Here is an 18,939-nt window from a genome sequence, read left to right on the forward strand (position 1 = left end):
TTTAAATATCCAAAGAAAACAATTCAAATTCTCGATACTATTTTGATTTCTTTTAGTCATTAAAATCACTCGAATTGACAAGAGTTATCAAAATAACTGTCAGTTCGAGTGTTTTTTTATTTCAAAAAAATGTATCGAGAACTTTTTTAGTATCAACAGAAAACAATTCAAATTCTCGATACTATTTTAATTCCTTTCAGGCTTTAAAATCACTCGAATTGACAAGGGTTATCAAAATAACTGTCAGTTCGAGTGTTTTTTTCTTTCAAAAAAATGTATCGAGAACTTTTTAAATATCCAAAGAAAACAATTCAAATTCTCGATACTATTTTAATTCCTTTCAGTCATTAAAATCACTCGAATTGACAAGAGTAAATCAGGATGCGATGCTGAACTAAATTCAGCATGACGAGAATCTTGTTTTATCCTTTGAAAGAAATATTAAATAATATTTACTTCAATTTCTAAATCAATTTGAAAGGTGTCTTTAATTGTTGCTTGAATTTTTTGTGCTAGTTCGTAAATTTCTTTACCCGTTGCATTTGCATAATTAACAAGTACTAAAGCTTGTTTTTCATGCACGCCACAAGCACCAAAACGCTTTGCTTTAAATCCACATTGTTCAATTAACCATCCCGCAGGAACTTTTACTTCTGTTTTTGAAATTTCGTAATGAGGGATTAACGGAAACTGATTGATAAGTGTTTCAAAGTGGTTTTTTGAAATTACAGGATTTTTAAAAAAACTACCGCTATTTCCAATTTTTTTAGGATCTGGTAATTTTGATTTTCGAATGGCAATAATAGCATCCGAAATATTTTTTATAGTTGGGTTTACAATGTTTTTTGACGTAAATTCCGCTTCAATAGCACCGTAAGAAGTGTTTAGTTTATGTTCTTTTTTGCTAAGTTTAAAACAAACCGAAGTAATAATATATTTGCCTTTCGAAGCATTTTTAAAAATAGAATTTCGGTAGCCAAAATTACAATCTTCATTAGAAAAACAGACTAATTTACCTGTTTCAATTTCAATAGCTTCTACTCGAGTAATCGTATCTTTAACCTCTACGCCATAAGCACCAATATTTTGGATAGGGCAGGTGCCTACATTTCCTGGAATAAGTGATAAATTTTCAATACCACCATAATTTTGAGATACACACCAAAGTACAAAATCATGCCAATTTTCGCCAGCATTTACGGTTATGTAAATATCGTTGTCAGTTTCTCTATCAATAGAAATTCCTTTTAAATTAATATGAACAACTAACTTTTCAATATCTTTAGTTAGTAGCATATTGCTACCGCCAGAAATTAAAAATAAGTCTTTTTCTGATTTTAAAAGTTGTTGTAAATTATAAAGTGAATCGATACTAACAAAACGTTTGGCATTAACATGAATGCCAAACGTATTGTATTTTTTTAAGGATATGTTTTGTTGAATATTCAATGAATATGTATTTATGATCTTTTTTTGTATGCTGTTAAAGCTATTTTTAAAATCTCTACAGAACGAATTAAATCAACTTTATTTAATACATACGCCATACGAATTTGGTTTTTACCTTCGCCTGGTGTAGAATAAAATCCACTAGCAGGGGCAACCATAATAGTTTGGTTATTATCGTTGAAATCTTCTAAAATCCATTGCGCAAAATGATCAGCATCAGCTACAGGTAATTCTGCAACACAGTAAAAAGCTCCTTTAGGATTTGCAACTTTTACGCCATCTACTTTTTGTAATTCAGAAATTAATGTATTTCTACGTTCTTGATATTCTTCAATAACTTGTTCAAAATAACTTTGAGGTGTATCTAAAGCCGCTTCACTTGCTAATAAAGCATAGGTTGGAGGGCTTAAACGAGCTTGAGCAAATTTAAGAGCCGTGTTGATAAATTCTTCATTTCTAGAAACAATACATCCAATTCTTGCACCGCACATACTGTAACGCTTAGAAACAGAATCGATAACAATAGCGTTTTGTTCTAAACCATCTAAAGTCATTACTGAATTATGCTTTTCACCATCATAAGTAAACTCACGATACACTTCATCAGCAATTAAAAATAAATCGTGTTTTAAAACAATTTGCTTTAATTTTTCAATTTCAGCTTCGCTATATAAATAACCAGTTGGGTTACCAGGATTACAAATTAAAATTGCTTTTGTTTTTGGGGTAATTAATTTCTCGAACTCTTCAATAGCAGGTAAGGCAAAATTATCTTCTATTTTAGAAATTACAGGAACTACTTTTACTCCTGATGCAGTAGAAAAACCGTTGTAGTTGGCATAAAAAGGCTCAGGAATAATAATTTCATCACCCGGATCTGTAATACTACCAATGGTAAATAATAACGCTTCAGAACCCCCTGTGGTAGCAATAATATTAGTTGCTTTTACATGAATATCATTCTTAGCATAATATGCAGCTAACTTTGTACGGTACTGCTCAGAACCTTCAGAACGTGCGTACGATAATACTTCAATTGTATTGTTTTTAACAGCATCTAAAGCTACCTGAGGTGTTTTAATATCAGGCTGACCAATATTTAAATGAAACACTTTTGTTCCGTTTTTTTTAGCGGCCTCAGCAAAAGGAACCAATTTACGAATTGGTGATTGAGGCATAGAATTCCCTTTTATAGAAATAGCAGGCATAGTATATAATTTATAGTTGTTTGATATGCAAATTTGCAATTTTTATTTGAAAAAAATAGCCCTTATTTCTTAAAAAAACAAAATTTTGAAAATATAAAATGTATCTTAATACAAAAATTGAAATAAATGACTTTGATCAAAAAAATAAGCTTCTTTTTTGTTGTCTTTTGTAGTGTGATTTCCTTTTCTCAAAATAACTTTATGTTTTTAGGGAGTCAAACAAAAAAACAGGTAGTGCGTTTTAAATTAATAAATAATTTAATTGTTATGCCTGTGTCGGTTAACGGGCAAAAACTATCTTTTATTTTAGATACAGGCGTAGGCAACACCTTATTATTTAATCTGACAAAAAAAGATAGTTTAAAATTGAATAATGTAAAAAAAGTACTGCTTCGTGGTTTGGGGGGCGGTGCTCCTGTTACGGCATTGATTTCTACAAAAAATGAACTAAAACTTAATACTATTGTAGGAAATAATCAAGATTTGTTTGTTGTTTTAACCGAAGATTTTAATTTGTCAGCAAAAATGGGAACAACTATTCATGGCATTATTGGCTATGATTTATTAAAAGATGTTATTGCTGAAATTAATTATAAAACCTCAAAAATTATTTTTTATAATCCGAAGAAATATCAGCAAAAAAAATGCAGAAAATGTGAAGCGTTTCCACTAAGTTTTTATCGTAAAAAACCCTATATCGATGTTGCTGTTAAGGTTGATACCGTTGGTAATTTGGTAACGCCTGTAAAAATGTTAATAGATACAGGCGGTAGCGATGCGATGTGGTTGTTTGAAAATACAAAACAGGTGCTAAAAACTCCAATAAAGCATTTTAATGATGTTTTAGGTGAAGGGCTTAGCGGAACTGTTTACGGAAAACGAAGTAAAATCCCTGCTATTTTGCTGGGTAATTATGAAATTAAGACTCCTACGGTTTCTTTTTTAGATAAAACATCAACCATCAATGCCAGGCGTTTTAAGGAACGAAATGGAAGTATAGGTGGTGCTATTTTAAAGCGCTTTAAAGTTTGGATAGATTATCCGAATAAAAAGCTGTTATTAAAGAAAAATGCGTCTTTAAAAAAAGGTTTTTATTATAATATGAGTGGTTTACAGCTTATTCATGACGGGCAAGAATTGGTAAAAGAAGAAGTTACTGCTAAAAGTGCAACTACAGATAGTCATCAAAATAATGGGCGTATTATTTCTTTAAGTACAAAATATCAATACAAATTTAAACCTTCTTTTAAAATTGATCAGGTTTTAACCGATTCGCCAGCAGGAAAAGCAGGTTTGCAAAAAGGCGATATTATCAAAAAAATAAATAATAGGGCAGCCTATCAATATGAGTTAGGTGAAATAATAGCGATGTTTCAGCAAAAACCTTCTAAGAAAATAAAAATGACGGTAAAAAGAGGTGAAAAGCATCTTAAATTTGAATTCAGATTAAAACAACGGCTATAAAAAAAGTGCCAATTTTTACATTGGCACTTTTAAGTGTTTTATAAATTTATAAAACTGAATTATAACAGTTTTAATATTAAATTATAACGATTTAGCTTTTACAGCAGCATCTTTTTTAGCAATAAAACCTTTAATTTTAATTCTTTTTCTTTTGTTTTTAGCATTCGAAACAACTGTTAAAGTTTTAGAAAAACCTCCTGGTCTTTTTGTGTCGTAAGAAACTTCAATATGTCCTTTTTGTCCTGGCATAATTGGTGCTTCGGGCTTTTTAGGAACGGTACATCCGCAGGCAGAAATAATATCTTTAATAATAATAGGTTCATCACCAATATTAGTAAATTCAAACGTACGTTTTCCTTCTGAAGCAATGCCTACTTTTCCGTAGTCAATAGTTTCTGTTTCAAACTTAAATTCTTGTGCGTTTACTGTTAGGGTAATTAAACAAACAGCGATAAATGATAAAATTCTTTTCATAATTAGTAAAGTTAATTTAGGAAATGACTCCGTTACAAATTTAATATTTTTTTAGTTTTAAAAAAAAACCAACACCTAATTTTTTATACTTCTATAGATAATTGTATTTTTGTTTTTTTTAATTCAAAAATAATGCCAAAGCATAAGTAAGTGAATTATTTATGGCATAAATATACATAAAACATATGAATATTCCATCAAAATACGATTCTAAAGAAGTAGAAGGAAAGTGGTACGATTACTGGATGAAACATAATTATTTTCATTCTGAAGTAGATGATCGTGAACCTTACACCATTGTAATACCACCACCTAATGTAACAGGAGTATTGCATATGGGGCACATGTTAAACAACACAATTCAGGATGTTTTAATCCGTCGTGCGCGTTTACAAGGTAAAAATGCGTGTTGGGTTCCTGGAACCGATCACGCCTCAATTGCTACCGAAGCAAAAGTAGTAGCAAAATTAAAAGAACAAGGAATCGATAAAAATGACTTAACTCGTGAAGAATTCTTAGCCCACGCTTGGGAATGGAAAAATGAGTACGGAGGAATCATTTTAGAGCAACTTAAAAAAATCGGTGCTTCTTGCGATTGGGAACGTACCTCTTTTACGATGGATCCTGAAATGTCGGAATCTGTAATTAAAGTTTTTGTTGATTTATATAATAAAGGCTTAATTTACCGTGGTTATAGAATGGTAAATTGGGATCCTGAAGCAAAAACAACGTTATCTGATGAAGAAGTTATTCATGTTGAAAAACAAGGAAATCTTTATTATTTAGAATATAAAATTGAAGGTTCTGACGAAAAATTAACTATTGCAACCACACGTCCTGAAACTATTTTTGGAGATGCTGCAATTTGTATCAATCCAAATGATGAACGTTTTACGCATTTAAAAGGTAAAAAAGCAATTGTACCTTTATGTAACAGAGTTATTCCTATTATTGAAGATGAATATGTCGATGTTGAATTTGGTACAGGATGTTTAAAAGTAACGCCTGCACACGATCAAAACGATAAAGTTTTAGGTGAAAAGCATAAATTAGAAGTAATTGATATTTTTAACGAGGATGCTTCTTTAAATTCTTTCGGATTACATTATCAAGGAAAAGATCGTTTTGTAGCGCGTAAATTAGTAGCTAAAGAACTAGAAGAAAATGGTGTTTTAGTGAAAACTGAAGTTCACATGAATAAAGTAGGAACTTCGGAAAGAACTAAAGCTGTTATTGAACCAAGATTGTCAGATCAATGGTTTTTAAAGATGGAAGATTTAGCCAAACCTGCTATTGAGGCTGTTTTAGGTGAAGATAGCGAGGTTAAATTATATCCAAAGAAATTCGAAAACACGTACCGTCATTGGATGGAAAACATCCGTGATTGGAATATTTCGCGTCAATTATGGTGGGGACAACAAATTCCTGCGTATTTCTACTGCGATGGAAAAGAAGATTTTGTGGTAGCAAATAGCATCGAAGAAGCAGTTGTTTTAGCAAAAGAAAGAACTGGAAAAACTGATTTAGTAGCCACTGATTTAAAACAAGATGAAGATGCTTTAGATACTTGGTTTTCTTCTTGGTTATGGCCAATGTCTGTTTTTGATGGAATTAATAATCCTGAAAATGAAGAAATCAAATATTATTATCCAACAAACGATTTAGTTACAGGACCAGATATTTTATTTTTCTGGGTAGCTCGTATGATTGTTGCAGGATACGAATATAAAGACGAAAAACCTTTTGAGAACGTTTATTTAACAGGTTTAGTACGTGATAAACAACGTAGAAAAATGTCTAAATCGTTAGGGAATTCACCTGATGCTTTAAAATTAATTGAAGATTATAGTGCCGATGGTGTTCGTGTAGGATTATTATTAAGTTCTGCTGCGGGGAACGATTTAATGTTCGATGAAGATTTATGTAAGCAAGGAAAAGGGTTTTCAAACAAAATTTGGAATGCTTTTCGTTTGGTTACAGGTTGGGAAATTGATGCAACTATTGAACAGCCTGAATCAGCAAAAATTGGTTTAGAATGGTATAATGCAAAGTTTCAAACTGTGTTAGCTGAAATTGAAGACCATTTTTCTAAATATCGTTTATCGGATGCTTTAATGGCAATTTATAAACTAATAATGGATGATTTTTCTTCATGGTTATTAGAAGCAGTAAAACCTGTATATCAACAACCAATTGACAAGAAAACATTTGATGCGGTAATTGCTATTTTTGAAGATAATTTAAAAGTATTACATCCGTTTATGCCTTTCTTATCCGAAGAAATTTGGCAACATATTACTGACAGAACGCCAGAAGAAGCGTTAATTATTGCGAAATATCCTGAACTTAAAAAAGTAGATACCGCAATTATTAGTGAATTCGAATTTGCTACGGATGTTGTATCAGGAATTAGAACTATCAGAAAAAATAAAAACATTTCATTTAAAGATGCTGTTGAATTATCAGTGGTAAATAATGAAAATTTCACCAATAAGTTTGATGTTTTAATTGAGAAATTAACCAACGCATCAACAATTAACTATGTTTCAGAAAAAGTTGATGGAGCTTCGTTTAGAGTAAAATCGAACGAATATTTTATTCCTGTTGCTGAAGAAGAAATTGATGTAGAAGCTGAAACTATTAAGTTAAATGCTGAATTAAAAAGAGCAGAAGGTTTCTTATTCGGAATTCAAAAGAAATTATCAAATGAGCGTTTTGTAAGCAATGCACCAGATCAGGTAATTGTTATTGAACGTAAAAAAGAATCAGATACGTTAGCGAAGATTGAAACTATTAAAAGTAGTTTAGCTTCTTTAAAATAATCTTTAAAAATTCTTTTAGTGTATAAAAAAACCTCGATAATTTTATAATTATCGAGGTTTTTTGTGTTTATTTTTATTAATAATATCGCCAGAACCAACTTTCTGAGTTAACTAAAGAGTTTTCAAAATATCTGTTAAATTAATATTTCCAAATCTACTCATTGAAGTTTTTACAGCCTTTTCATTTACATCGGAAATTTTTTTATAATTAAAATTGTATAAGATTATTTTTTTAGATAGAATAGCTATTTACTGGTAAAAAATTCTTTTAAAATACGCTGTATTATACATTGCTTTATGGTAGCTGTTATAAACTTGGCATCTGTGCAGTGCTATCCCCTTTTTTACAGCGAACTATTAGTTGGTCGATATGTGTTTTTTTAGTCTTTAAAGCTATCATTCTATAGTAGAGACCATTCGGTTTTTGAATTGTGACAGTTTATTTAAAAGTATAAAAAAAGTGTTAAATTTTGAATAAAAGAGGAATGTAATTTATTATGAAATTAACAATATCGCAGTAAAACAAGGCATATAAACGAATCAAAATATGTATATTTGGCATAATGATTGACAGTATAAAAATTATAGAATGCCCACGAGATGCAATGCAAGGAATAAAAAGTCATTTTATTCCTACCCAGGCAAAGGTTAAATATATCAATTCGCTACTAAAAGTAGGTTTTGATACGATTGATTTTGGAAGTTTTGTATCGCCTAAAGCAATCCCTCAAATGAGAGATACTGCTGCGGTTTTATCACAGTTAGATTTATCAAAAACAACGAGTAAATTATTGGCAATAGTAGCCAATGTAAGAGGTGCAAACGATGCCGCTCAATTTGAAGAAATTAATTATTTAGGGTATCCTTTTTCGATATCTGAAAATTTTCAAATGCGAAATACGCACAAAACAATTGAACAATCGTTAGATACTTTAAAAGAAGTATTATCAATCGCGAACAGAAGTAATAAAGAGGTTGTAACGTATATGTCAATGGGTTTTGGAAACCCTTATGGTGATCCTTGGAATGTAGATATTGTAGGTGAATGGACCGAAAAACTGGCTAATTTAGGCGTTAAAATAGTATCATTATCAGACACTGTTGGTAGCTCAACGCCTGAGGATATAAGTTATTTGTTTTCAAATTTAATACCGAGTTATCCTGAAATTGAATTTGGAGCTCATTTACATACAACACCTGTAAAGTGGCACGAAAAAGTAGATGCAGCTTTTAAGGCAGGGTGCAAGCGTTTTGATGGCGCTATTATGGGCTACGGAGGTTGCCCAATGGCTAAGGATGAATTAACGGGTAATATGCCAACAGAAAAATTATTATCTTATTTTACGGTTCAAAAAGCAGTGACCAATATAAAACCAATGAGTTTTGAAAGTGCTTATAATAAAGCGCTTGAACTTTTTTAAAAAAAAATATGAAATTTAAAAATATACTTTTTTTCTTTTTAGCTCTTTTTTGTCAAGCTCTTTTTTGTCAAGATTCAATTGATGAACGAATAGGAGTGTGGCAAATAAATAAAGGAGTTTTAGTTATTAATAAGTCAAATAAAAATGATTTAGCAAATGATTACTGGAAGGAGTTTTATAGAATTTTCCCTAAAGAATTAACGACAAAATATATTAAACGTCTAGTTTTAATGACCGATGGCGAACAAGAAAAAGTAGGTGCGTTAGTGTCGTTAAATTCTAGAAACGATAAATGGCAATTGGAAATAGACGTTAAAGATGTAAATTTAAAAACCAGGGATAAAAAAATATTGTACGAATCTGTTTATACCATGGTGCATGAATTTGGGCATTTATTAACACTAAATAAAACCCAAATAAGACCTACAAATAAAAGAAAACAAGAAGAGGGAGAGTTGTATTTAACTCATGAAGGTGAGGCGTATCGAAAAAGTTATATCAATAGGTTTGTAAATTTATTTTGGAAAGGGAAGTTATTAAACCGATGGGATGTTATTCAGCGAGATTATTGCTATACCGAAGCAAATTGTGTTGATAAACTATTTGATTTATACCAAGATAATTCATCTGAATTTTTAACAGATTATGCTGTTGAAAGCCCCGAAGAAGATATTGTTGAAAGCTGGACGGCATTTGTTTTAAGACCAAGGATAAAAAAACCTAGAACGATTGCACATAAAAAAAGAAATTTTTTTTATCAGTTTCCTGAATTGGTGGCATATCGAAAAACAATAAGACAAAAAACGCGTAAATACCTTCATTAGGGTGTTTTTTATTGTCGTAAATATTTTGTGGAAAATTAAGTATCAAAAATAAATCAATGAAACAATTTAAATTCGTATTACTAGCTATAGCAACAGTCCTTATTGTTAGTTGTAGCTCTTCAAAACATGTACAAAAGAGTTCTGAAAATAAATCAAATACAGCCTATCTATTTAAAAAAGATTCTTCAAAAACATACTTTAATATCTTACAATTAAACGATGTTTATGAAATAGCACCTATTCAAAGTGGTAAGTTTGGTGGGATGGCACGCGTAGAAACGGTGCATCAAAACTTAAAAAAAGAAACTGAAAATACGATGCTCGTTTTGGCAGGTGATTTTTTAAATCCATCATTAATAGGAGCTATGAAAGTTGACGGATCTCGTGTTAGAGGTCAGCAAATGGTGGAGGTAATGAATGCGATGAATTTTGATTTAGTAGCCATTGGTAATCACGAATTAGACTTAAGTTATACGCATTTACAAGAGCGATTAAATGAAAGTCATTTTGATTGGATTTCATCAAATGTATTGCATAATAAAAATGGAAAACATCATTATTTTCATAAGGTAGTTAATGGGCGAAAAGAAAATTTTGAAGATTCTTATATCAGAGAATTTTTAAACCCTGATGGTTCAACACTAAAGGTTGGTTTTATTAGTGCTTGTATTGCATCAAACCCAAAAAGTTACGTGTATTATGGTGATGTGTATCAAGAAATAAAAAGAGCTTATAACGAAATAAAAGACCAGGTAGATATTGTTGTGGGATTAACACATTTAAGCCTAGAACAAGATAAAAAAGTAGCCGAATTATTACCGAATATTCCATTAATAATGGGAGGGCATGAGCATACCAATAGTTATGATAATGTAGGTAATGTTATTGTTGCTAAAGCAGATGCCAATGCTAAAACAGTTTATATTCACCGTTTTGAATACGATCCTTTAACTAAAAAAGTTCAATTAAAATCAGAGTTAAAAGAAATTAATGATAAAATTCCTTCGGATAAAAAAGTAGGTGTTATTGTTGATAAATGGCAAACTGTTTTAAAGAACAAAATTCAAGATATTGTATCGAATCCTTATCAGGTAATTTATAAAACTAAAACTCCTTTAGATGCTAGAGAAACACCTATTAGAAGCAGGCAAACAAATATGGGCGAAATTATAGCAAATTCAATGAGTTTTGCATATAATAATACTGTTGATTGCGCTTTAATAAATGGTGGTTCTGTTCGTATTGATGATGCCTTGGTAGGAGCTATAAGTGTGATAGATATTTTTAGAGTTTTACCCTATGGAGGAGCTATTTTAAAAGTGAAAATTAAAGGAAGTTTATTAAAAGAAGTGTTAGAGTATGGTGAAAATTCATCAGGTACAGGAGCTTATTTACAGCGTTATAACGCAACAAAAATAGGTGATACCTGGACAATTGGCTCAGAAAGTATTAATGAAAATAAAATATATAGCGTTGCTTTTTCTGATTATTTACTAAAAGGACTTGATATCCCTATGTTATCAGAAAAAAACACTGGAATTCTTAGTGTTTATAGGCCCGAAAACACGGCGCTAAGTGCTGATATTAGAAAGGCGGTAGTTGAGTATCTTAAAAAGAAGTAATTTTCTTTTATTTAGTAAGTTAAGCCTTGTTTAAGTGAAAATGAATTTTATTTAAAATAAGTCTTAATAAAATTTGGTAAATTAGATTTGTTGTATAAATTTGCATAAAAAATACTAAATATAAAATAAGATGAAAAAAATTGTTCTATCAATATTTGCAGTTTCTGCATTGTTAATGACTTCGTGTAGTGACGAAAAAGACCCTATAAAAGAAGTAAAAGCTCCTTCAACATATACCTTTTCAAGAGATGCTAAAAGTACCGTAAGCTATTCTGGGCAACAAACTCGTTTAGATATGCATACACAATTAAAATCAGCATTAGGAGCTGCTTCAACAGCAAAGGTTGATGAAACTGTTTTAAATAAAATGTTTAATCATAAAGAAGGTACAGCTGATTTTACAGATGGTTTGGTGTTTTTAGGAACAGAATTAAACGCATCTAAAAAAAATATTTCTGGAGCAACTGCTTCGAGTAAAAAAACTACAGCAGCTGATGAAATTTATACAAAACAGGTAACAGGATATCTAAATTCAATTTTTATAGAAGCTGCTAAAAATTCAGGTACAGAAGTTCTGGCTTCAAAAGGAACTGCTGGAATTATGAATAGAAAGGCAGATGGTTCTAAAAAGATTTTAGTAGATGCGAATGGTTTTGAATACGTTCAGGAGTTTTCTAAGAGTTTAATGGGAGCTATGGAATTAGACCAAATTGTAAACAAATATTTATCTTCGGATAAATTAAACGTAGAAAACGATAAGAATAAAGAAGGTAAAAATCACACCGAAATGGAGCACCATTGGGATGAAGCTTTCGGATATTCTGCATTAAGTAATAACGCTTTAGCAATTACTGATAAAGCAGCTTTAAAAGCTGGTGATTATGCTGCAAATTACCGTTTCTGGGGTGGATATATTTATAGTGCCGATGCTTCTGAAGCAGGTAAAGGTGTTAAAGATAGATTGATGAATGCCTTTTTAAAAGGTCGTCAAGCGATTGTTGATAAAAATTACCCTGCAAGAGATGAACAAGCAACTATTATTAAGAAGGAATTATCATTAGTATGTGCTATTCGTGCAGCTCATTATTTAGATGCTGGTATTGCAAATGTAAATTCTACGGATGATCCACAAGCACAGGCAGGGGCTTTTCATGAATTATCAGAAGGTTTAGGTTTTGTATATAGTTTACAGTTTACAAATAATGGTTCTGATAAACCTTATTTCTCAAAAACTGAGGTAGCTGAAATGGTTACTAAATTAAAAGCAAACGGTGGTTTATACCAAGATAATATTGGAGCTGTATTAAAAGAATTATCAGAAAAAGTAGCTAAAAGATTTAGTTTTACTATTGCTGAGGTTAAGTAATTTTAGTATTCAATTTGTATAATATAAATAAGCACCTTTCTTTGTAAAGGTGCTTATCTAGTAAATAAATATAAGGTATGAAAGTCATTAAAATTTTAACAAGCGCACTGTTTTTAGTGCTGATGATTAGCTGTAGTAGCGAAACAAGCAAAGAAGAAAAGGTAGATGAAAAGAAAATGGAATTATTTTTAACCAATATGGTTGATGTCAATATAATTCCTGCTTTTACTAATTTTGGAACTGAATTAAGTAAATTAAATACGAGTTTTAAAACATTTTCAACAGAAACAACTAAAGAAAACTTAGCTGCAGTTAAAATCCAGTATGTAAATACGGCAATTTCTTGGCAAAATACAGGTTTATATGAGGGAGGTTCAGCAACCAGAATAGGACCTTCTGTAACTACATATTTAAATCGTTTTGTAAATGTTTTTCCTACCGATAAACAAACTGTTGATGAACTTGTAGGGCTTCAAGAAAAGGATGCTTCTAATTATAGCCTTTCTTCTAATTTTAAAATTCAAGGCTTACCTGCCTTAGATTTATTATTTTATGACAATAGTGTTGATGTGTTAGCGGAGTTTTCTGGAGAAAATAAAAACAAGCGTATTGACCATGTAAATGCTATTTTATCAAAAATGATTGAAAAAAATAACGATGTTGTAAGTGGATGGAAAACAGAACGTGCTAGTTTTATTTCAAATACTTCTATGGCAGCCAACGGGTCGTTTAATAAAATATTAAATGCGTTTTCTGAATATTACGAACAGAAAATTCGTAAAGCAAAATTAGGTGGTCCTTTAGGGAAGTTTACCCAAGGACAAGAATATCCAAAAGATATTGAAGCACTTTATAGTAAGCAATCTAAAAAATTATTAGTAGCTGCACATTTAGCTATACTTAATTTTTATGAAAATGGAAAAACACTCAGTTTAAAAACATTATTAAAAGAAACGGCTGTTAAAAGTAAAATATCTGGTAAATTATTATCAGATGAATTATCTGGTAAATTAAATGCTGTGCAAACTAAGTTAGTAGCAATTCCTAATACGGATTTTGAAACATTAGTTAAAAAGAAAGATCCTTCTTTAAACCAAGCATATACTTCTTTTGTAACGGTTGTAGCGATGATAAAATCAGAAGTTATTCCTGCATTTGAAGGTCAAATAAACTATGTAGATTCTGACGGAGATTAATTAGTTCATTTTACAAATACTTAAAAAAAATGTCTTTACACGAAGTAATACTTACAGTAGAAGAGGCTCTTAAAATTCCTTTTTCTTATCTGCTAAATTCTACTAAAAGAATTTACTTTTTGTATTTGGCAAGTGCTGTAGTATTGGCATACTATAGTTATATTAAAAATAAGACCAAAAGCTCTTTTTGGTCTTATTTATTTCCTTTAAAAAATTGGAAAAGCAGTTCCGCTTATACTGATTATGGGCTGTTGTTTTTTAACGCTTTTGTAAAAGTACTTTTGCTAGCGCCTTATTTTGTTTTCGGTTTATACATCGCTTTTTATACCAAAGAATACTTTCTTACTCAATTTGGTGAAACTCACTGGGAAGTATCTCAATTCACCGTGTTACTTACTTACACTTTTGCAATGACTTTAGTAAACGATTTTATGTCGTTTTTAATTCATTATATTTTTCACAAAGTGCCTTTTTTATGGGAATTCCATAAAATTCATCATTCGGCAACACATTTAAATCCGCTAACACAATACCGATTACATCCTGTAGAGTTGATTATTAATAACATCAAAAGCATTTTAATATTCGGACTTATAACAGGTTTTTTTGACTATATTTCTTTTGTTAAAATAAGCAAACTAACTTTTATAGGAGTAAATATATTTAGCTTTCTTTTTTTATTCTTCGGATCAAACCTTCGACACTCACATATTAAAATTACCTATTTTAATTTTTTAGAATATATTTTTATCAGCCCTTTTCAGCATCAAATTCATCATAGTAATAACCAAGAACATTTTGATAAAAATATGGGATCAAAACTAGCCCTTTGGGACTGGCTTTTTGGTACCTTATTACGATCAGAGCAAGTAGGAAATATTTCATACGGCTTAGGCTTAGGCGATGATAAAAATTATAATACTTTTTTAAAAAATTTATATAAACCATTTACCAACCTTTTTTTTAAAATAAAAGGTTTAATTTTACGCTTTTGTAGCTCAAAATAAATTATGAAAATTACTAGAAAAATTGCTGTAACACTAAGTTGTTTATTAAGTACTTGCTTATATTCACAATTTAAAATATCAGGGAAGATTACCAATCAAAAATCAAATTCTGCCATAAAAAATGTAACTGTTTATATTAATAAAGCAGGTGATTTATGGCAAAATTCAAAAGGAAATTATGTAATATCAGACCTAAAACCAGGAGATTATGAACTGGCTTTTTATTCGGAAGATTATCATATTTTAAATAAAAAAGTAACTATTGAAAATGAAAATATCGTTTTAAATGCTTCTTTAAAAAAATTAGAAGAATATTTATCCGAAGTAGTAATAACAGCACATAAAAAAAAGGTTTTTAGCTTACAAAAACTCCAAGATGTACAAGAGGTTGCTATTTATGCAGGTAAAAAAAGTGAGGTTGTTTTACTAGGAAATACCATCGCCAATTTAGCGACCAATAATGCCCGTCAAATATATTCAAAAGTTGCAGGTTTAAATATTTGGGAAAGCGATGGTGGCGGACTTCAATTAGGAATTGGTGGTAGAGGTTTAGACCCAAACAGAACCTCTAATTTTAACGTGCGTCAAAACGGTTATGATATTAGTGCCGATGCTTTAGGATATCCTGAAAACTACTATACACCGCCAACAGAAGCCTTAGAAAAAATTGAAATTGTTCGTGGTGCAGCATCATTACAATACGGTACACAGTTTGGAGGCTTGCTAAATTTCAAACTTAAAAAACCTAATAAAAATAAAGAGTTTAGCTTGTCTTCAAGGCAAACACTTGCTTCATTTGGCTTGTTTAATTCGTTCAATACTATTAGTGGAACGGTTGGTAAAGTGGGGTATATTGGGTATTTAAACTACAAACGTGGCGATGGATACAGACCAAATTCTGATTTTAATCAATACAATGCCTTTGCAGGTGTTTATTCGCAATTAAATAAAAAATCGAAACTAGGCGTAGAGCTTACCTATATGGAATATTTGGCGCATCAATCTGGAGGATTATCAGATGCAATGTTCGATAAAAATCCTAAACAATCAAACAGAACTAGAAACTGGTTTGAGGTAAAATGGTTGTTGTCTGCATTACATTTTGATCACAAATTTTCAAATCAAACCAAGCTTAATCTTAGAGCCTTTACTTTAAATGCAAGTCGAAAAGCCGTTGGTTTTCGCGACTATAGACCTGAAACAACAGATCCTATTTTATTAAATGCTCCTGCCGAACGCGAATTGATTGTAGGTAATTTTAAAACCTTTGGGGCAGAAGCTCGTTTATTACATCATTATGATTTATTTAATAGTGAAGCTACTTTTTTAGCAGGCGCTCGCTATTATCAGGGTGATAATACAGGGAAACAAGGTTTAGGAACTGATAAAAACGATGCTGATTTTAAATTTATTTCTTTAGATGATTACACGAAAAGAAGTTTTTCTGATGAAATAGCGATTAATAGTTCATCGTATAAATACCCGAATAAAAACGCGGCTGTTTTTATCGAAAATATAATAAAAGTAAGTGATAAACTATCATTTACACCAGGTGTTCGTTTTGAAAATATCAATACAAAAGCTATCGGAACGTATAGAAATATAAAATCGAATACTGCTGGAGATATCCGTTCTGATGTAACCAATTCGGAAAATAGAAATTTGTCGCGTAACTTCTTTTTATTAGGATTAGGAACGAGTTATAAGCATACGGATAAATTAGAAATGTATGCAAATTTTTCTCAAAATTATAGATCAATTACTTTTAGTGATATTCGTGTTGTAAGCCCAAATTCATTAGTTGACCCTAATATAGAAGATGAAAAAGGGTTTTCTGTCGATTTAGGATTTAGAGGTAAATTGGTGAATGTACTTAAATTTGATGTAACAGGTTTTTACTTAAATTACGACAATCGTCTTGGTGATATTTTAGGGGAAGATCCTAATAGTAGAATTTTAAAACGTATTAGAACCAACGTTGGTAGTGCCGATATTTTAGGAGTTGAATCGTTAGTACAATGGAAAGTGTTGCCTACTTTTAATGCAGAGTCAAACGATCATGATTTGAGTGCTTTTGTAAATTTAGCCGTAATAAAATCGAAATATACCAAACAATTTTATTCGGATAAAAGTATTAAGGGAAATCAAGTAGAATTTGTGCCTGCGGTAAACTTAAAAACAGGATTGCAATACCGTTATAAAAAACTTGGAACTTCGTTACAATACAGTTATTTATCAAAACAATTTACCGATGCGTCAAATGCTTTAGCAAAAGGAGGTACAGGAACGGTTGGTGAAATTCCTTCTTTTCAAATTATGGACCTATCGTTTAGTTATGACTATTCAAAAAGATGGAATTTTGAAGCAGGGGTAAATAATATGTTAAACAATTCTTACTTTACCCGTAGAGCAACAGGATATCCAGGACCAGGGATTATCCCTTCTGACCCAAGATCTTTTTACGGAACTATTGAATTTAAATTATAATTTTTTATAAATTCAAATCAATTTAAGATTAAAGTAAAGCGTTTCTGTTTTTTATAAAATAGAAACGCTTTTTTTAAATTAGCGGTCTTTTTTCAATAAAAATGCAAAAAAAAACATATTTAGACATACAAACAAATGCGGCTCCTTTAGCGGTTTTTAGACTATTATTCGGTATTATGATGCTTGCAAGTATTGTGCGATTTTGGTACAACGGATGGATAGAAACATTATATATTGATCCTGAATTTCATTTTTCATACGATGGTTTTCAATGGATAAAACCCTTAGGTCAATACACCTATTTACTGTTTTTTATCTGCGGATTATCAGCCGTTTTTATAGCCTTTGGATATAAATATCGCTTGGCAATAATTACGTTTTTTTTAAGCTTCACTTATATTGAATTGATTGATAAAACCACTTATTTAAACCATTATTATTTTGTAAGTGTACTGAGTTTTTTGTTGGTTTTTTTACCTGCAAATGCCCGTTTTTCACTAGATAGTTTTATTGCTAAAAAATCCTATAAAAACGTTCCTAAATGGACGATTGATAGTGTAAAACTGTTATTAGGGATTGTTTATTTTTATGCAGGATTGACAAAACTAAATTCCGATTGGTTGCTAAGAGCACAGCCTTTAAAAATTTGGCTGCCATCAAAATTTAATTTCCCGTTAATTGGCGGTAATTTAATGCAGCAAGAATGGTTTTGTTATGCAATTAGTTGGAGTGGTGCTGCCTATGATTTAACTATTCCTTTTTTATTACTTTGGAAAAAAACACGTTTATTAGCGTTTACAGTAGTTGTGTTTTTTCATGTTTTTACCCGTATTTTATTTCCTATAGGGATGTTTCCTTTTATTATGATTATAGCAACATTAATCTTTTTTGACGCTACATTTCATGAGAAAATAATTGGTTTTATCCGAAGAAAAATAAAAAATCCTTTGGATAAAATAAAACATATTGAAAATTATCAATATACAAGCCATTTAAAAAAGCAGGTTATTACAGGGATTGTTGCTGTTCTTTTAGTGTTTCAAGTATTGTTTCCATGGCGATATTTAGCTTATCCTGGTGAATTATTTTGGACAGAAGAAGGTTTTCGTTTTTCATGGCGAGTAATGTTAATGGAAAAAGTAGGTTATGCTAATTTTAAAATTGTAGATCGTAAAACAGGAGCATTTTTTTATGTAGATAATCGTATGTTTTTAACCTCATTTCAAGAAAAACAAATGAGTTTTCAACCCGATTTTATACTAGAATACGCCCATTACTTAGGCAATCATTTCAAGAATAAAGGGCATGAAAATATAGCCGTATATGTAGAGAGTTATGTAACGCTTAATGGTCGTTTAAGTGCTCCTTATATAAACTCGAAAGTAAATTTATACCAAGAAAAAGAAAGTTTTAAACATAAAAAATGGATTCTACCATTTACCAGCGATATCAAAATTTATGGACTTTAAGCACTTTTTAAATTCATCTGAAAAAAAATATAACATCATTTAAAATAAAAAAAAGTATAAAATTTAAAATACTTATTATAGAATCAATCTAAATAATTACATTTGTTTACGTTTAATTAATGTATAATAA

At 30.6% G+C, this 18,939-nt stretch carries 13 protein-coding genes; 10 read left to right on the top strand and 3 right to left on the bottom strand.

Features of this window, described 5'->3' with window-relative positions; all coding sequences use genetic code 11:
- Positions 1 to 441: 441 nt before the first annotated feature.
- On the bottom strand, positions 442 to 1,449 hold the full coding sequence (gene murB / locus AQ1689_RS12725; RefSeq protein ID WP_101956325.1) for a UDP-N-acetylmuramate dehydrogenase: 1,008 nt from the start codon (positions 1,447 to 1,449) through the stop codon (positions 442 to 444).
- 11 nt (positions 1,450 to 1,460) lie between these two features.
- Positions 1,461 to 2,657: a pyridoxal phosphate-dependent aminotransferase gene (locus tag AQ1689_RS12730; RefSeq protein WP_101956326.1), complete on the bottom strand. Its 1,197-nt coding sequence runs from the start codon at positions 2,655 to 2,657 to the stop codon at positions 1,461 to 1,463.
- 201 nt (positions 2,658 to 2,858) lie between these two features.
- On the opposite strand from AQ1689_RS12730, the gene AQ1689_RS12735 reads away from it, so the two are divergent.
- A complete protein-coding gene (locus AQ1689_RS12735; protein ID WP_232122535.1) occupies positions 2,859 to 4,121 on the top strand; it encodes a pepsin/retropepsin-like aspartic protease family protein in 1,263 nt (420 codons plus the stop codon).
- 81 nt (positions 4,122 to 4,202) lie between these two features.
- Here AQ1689_RS12735 and AQ1689_RS12740 read toward each other — a convergent pair whose 3' ends face one another.
- Positions 4,203 to 4,595, bottom strand: coding sequence for a DUF1573 domain-containing protein (locus tag AQ1689_RS12740; RefSeq protein ID WP_101956328.1), 393 nt, complete (start codon positions 4,593 to 4,595; stop codon positions 4,203 to 4,205).
- A gap of 185 nt (positions 4,596 to 4,780) precedes the next feature.
- On the opposite strand from AQ1689_RS12740, the gene AQ1689_RS12745 reads away from it, so the two are divergent.
- The 9 genes from AQ1689_RS12745 (at position 4,781) to AQ1689_RS12785 (ending at position 18,809) form a co-directional block, all read left to right on the top strand.
- Positions 4,781 to 7,417: a valine--tRNA ligase gene (locus tag AQ1689_RS12745; protein WP_101956329.1), complete on the top strand. Its 2,637-nt coding sequence runs from the start codon at positions 4,781 to 4,783 to the stop codon at positions 7,415 to 7,417.
- A 563-nt stretch (positions 7,418 to 7,980) separates the two neighbouring features.
- On the top strand, positions 7,981 to 8,838 hold the full coding sequence (locus AQ1689_RS12750; protein WP_101916057.1) for a hydroxymethylglutaryl-CoA lyase: 858 nt from the start codon (positions 7,981 to 7,983) through the stop codon (positions 8,836 to 8,838).
- Positions 8,839 to 8,846: 8 nt separating this feature from the next.
- Positions 8,847 to 9,662: a hypothetical protein gene (locus AQ1689_RS12755; RefSeq protein WP_101916056.1), complete on the top strand. Its 816-nt coding sequence runs from the start codon at positions 8,847 to 8,849 to the stop codon at positions 9,660 to 9,662.
- Between the two features lie 56 nt (positions 9,663 to 9,718).
- Positions 9,719 to 11,284, top strand: a complete 1,566-nt coding sequence (locus AQ1689_RS12760; RefSeq protein ID WP_101956330.1) for a bifunctional metallophosphatase/5'-nucleotidase — start codon at positions 9,719 to 9,721, stop codon at positions 11,282 to 11,284.
- 130 nt (positions 11,285 to 11,414) lie between these two features.
- On the top strand, positions 11,415 to 12,650 hold the full coding sequence (locus AQ1689_RS12765) for a DUF4856 domain-containing protein (RefSeq protein WP_101956331.1): 1,236 nt from the start codon (positions 11,415 to 11,417) through the stop codon (positions 12,648 to 12,650).
- 77 nt (positions 12,651 to 12,727) lie between these two features.
- Positions 12,728 to 13,846: an imelysin family protein gene (locus AQ1689_RS12770; RefSeq protein ID WP_101956332.1), complete on the top strand. Its 1,119-nt coding sequence runs from the start codon at positions 12,728 to 12,730 to the stop codon at positions 13,844 to 13,846.
- A 29-nt stretch (positions 13,847 to 13,875) separates the two neighbouring features.
- A complete protein-coding gene (locus tag AQ1689_RS12775) occupies positions 13,876 to 14,853 on the top strand; it encodes a sterol desaturase family protein (RefSeq protein ID WP_101956333.1) in 978 nt (325 codons plus the stop codon).
- 3 nt (positions 14,854 to 14,856) lie between these two features.
- Positions 14,857 to 17,340: a TonB-dependent receptor domain-containing protein gene (locus AQ1689_RS12780; RefSeq protein WP_101956334.1), complete on the top strand. Its 2,484-nt coding sequence runs from the start codon at positions 14,857 to 14,859 to the stop codon at positions 17,338 to 17,340.
- Between the two features lie 101 nt (positions 17,341 to 17,441).
- Entirely contained in the window at positions 17,442 to 18,809 is a 1,368-nt protein-coding gene (locus AQ1689_RS12785) for an HTTM domain-containing protein (protein WP_101956335.1), read from the top strand.
- Positions 18,810 to 18,939: the final 130 nt, after the last annotated feature.

Origin of the sequence: Tenacibaculum finnmarkense (assembly GCF_900239185.1) — a bacterium.
GTDB classification, from domain to species: domain Bacteria; phylum Bacteroidota; class Bacteroidia; order Flavobacteriales; family Flavobacteriaceae; genus Polaribacter; species Polaribacter finnmarkensis.

Bases quoted from the DNA above. Each gene is read 5' to 3' on its own strand.
- AQ1689_RS12755 (WP_101916056.1), top strand. From the start codon at position 8,847: ATGAAATTTAAAAATATACTTTTTTTCTTTTTAGCTCTTTTTTGTCAA.
- AQ1689_RS12775 (WP_101956333.1), top strand. From the start codon at position 13,876: ATGTCTTTACACGAAGTAATACTTACAGTAGAAGAGGCTCTTAAAATT.
- AQ1689_RS12750 (WP_101916057.1), top strand. From the start codon at position 7,981: ATGATTGACAGTATAAAAATTATAGAATGCCCACGAGATGCAATGCAA.
- AQ1689_RS12770 (WP_101956332.1), top strand. From the start codon at position 12,728: ATGAAAGTCATTAAAATTTTAACAAGCGCACTGTTTTTAGTGCTGATG.
- AQ1689_RS12765 (WP_101956331.1), top strand. From the start codon at position 11,415: ATGAAAAAAATTGTTCTATCAATATTTGCAGTTTCTGCATTGTTAATG.
- AQ1689_RS12730 (WP_101956326.1), bottom strand. From the start codon at position 2,657: ATGCCTGCTATTTCTATAAAAGGGAATTCTATGCCTCAATCACCAATT.
- AQ1689_RS12760 (WP_101956330.1), top strand. From the start codon at position 9,719: ATGAAACAATTTAAATTCGTATTACTAGCTATAGCAACAGTCCTTATT.
- AQ1689_RS12780 (WP_101956334.1), top strand. From the start codon at position 14,857: ATGAAAATTACTAGAAAAATTGCTGTAACACTAAGTTGTTTATTAAGT.
- AQ1689_RS12785 (WP_101956335.1), top strand. From the start codon at position 17,442: ATGCAAAAAAAAACATATTTAGACATACAAACAAATGCGGCTCCTTTA.
- AQ1689_RS12745 (WP_101956329.1), top strand. From the start codon at position 4,781: ATGAATATTCCATCAAAATACGATTCTAAAGAAGTAGAAGGAAAGTGG.
- AQ1689_RS12735 (WP_232122535.1), top strand. From the start codon at position 2,859: ATGTTTTTAGGGAGTCAAACAAAAAAACAGGTAGTGCGTTTTAAATTA.
- AQ1689_RS12740 (WP_101956328.1), bottom strand. From the start codon at position 4,595: ATGAAAAGAATTTTATCATTTATCGCTGTTTGTTTAATTACCCTAACA.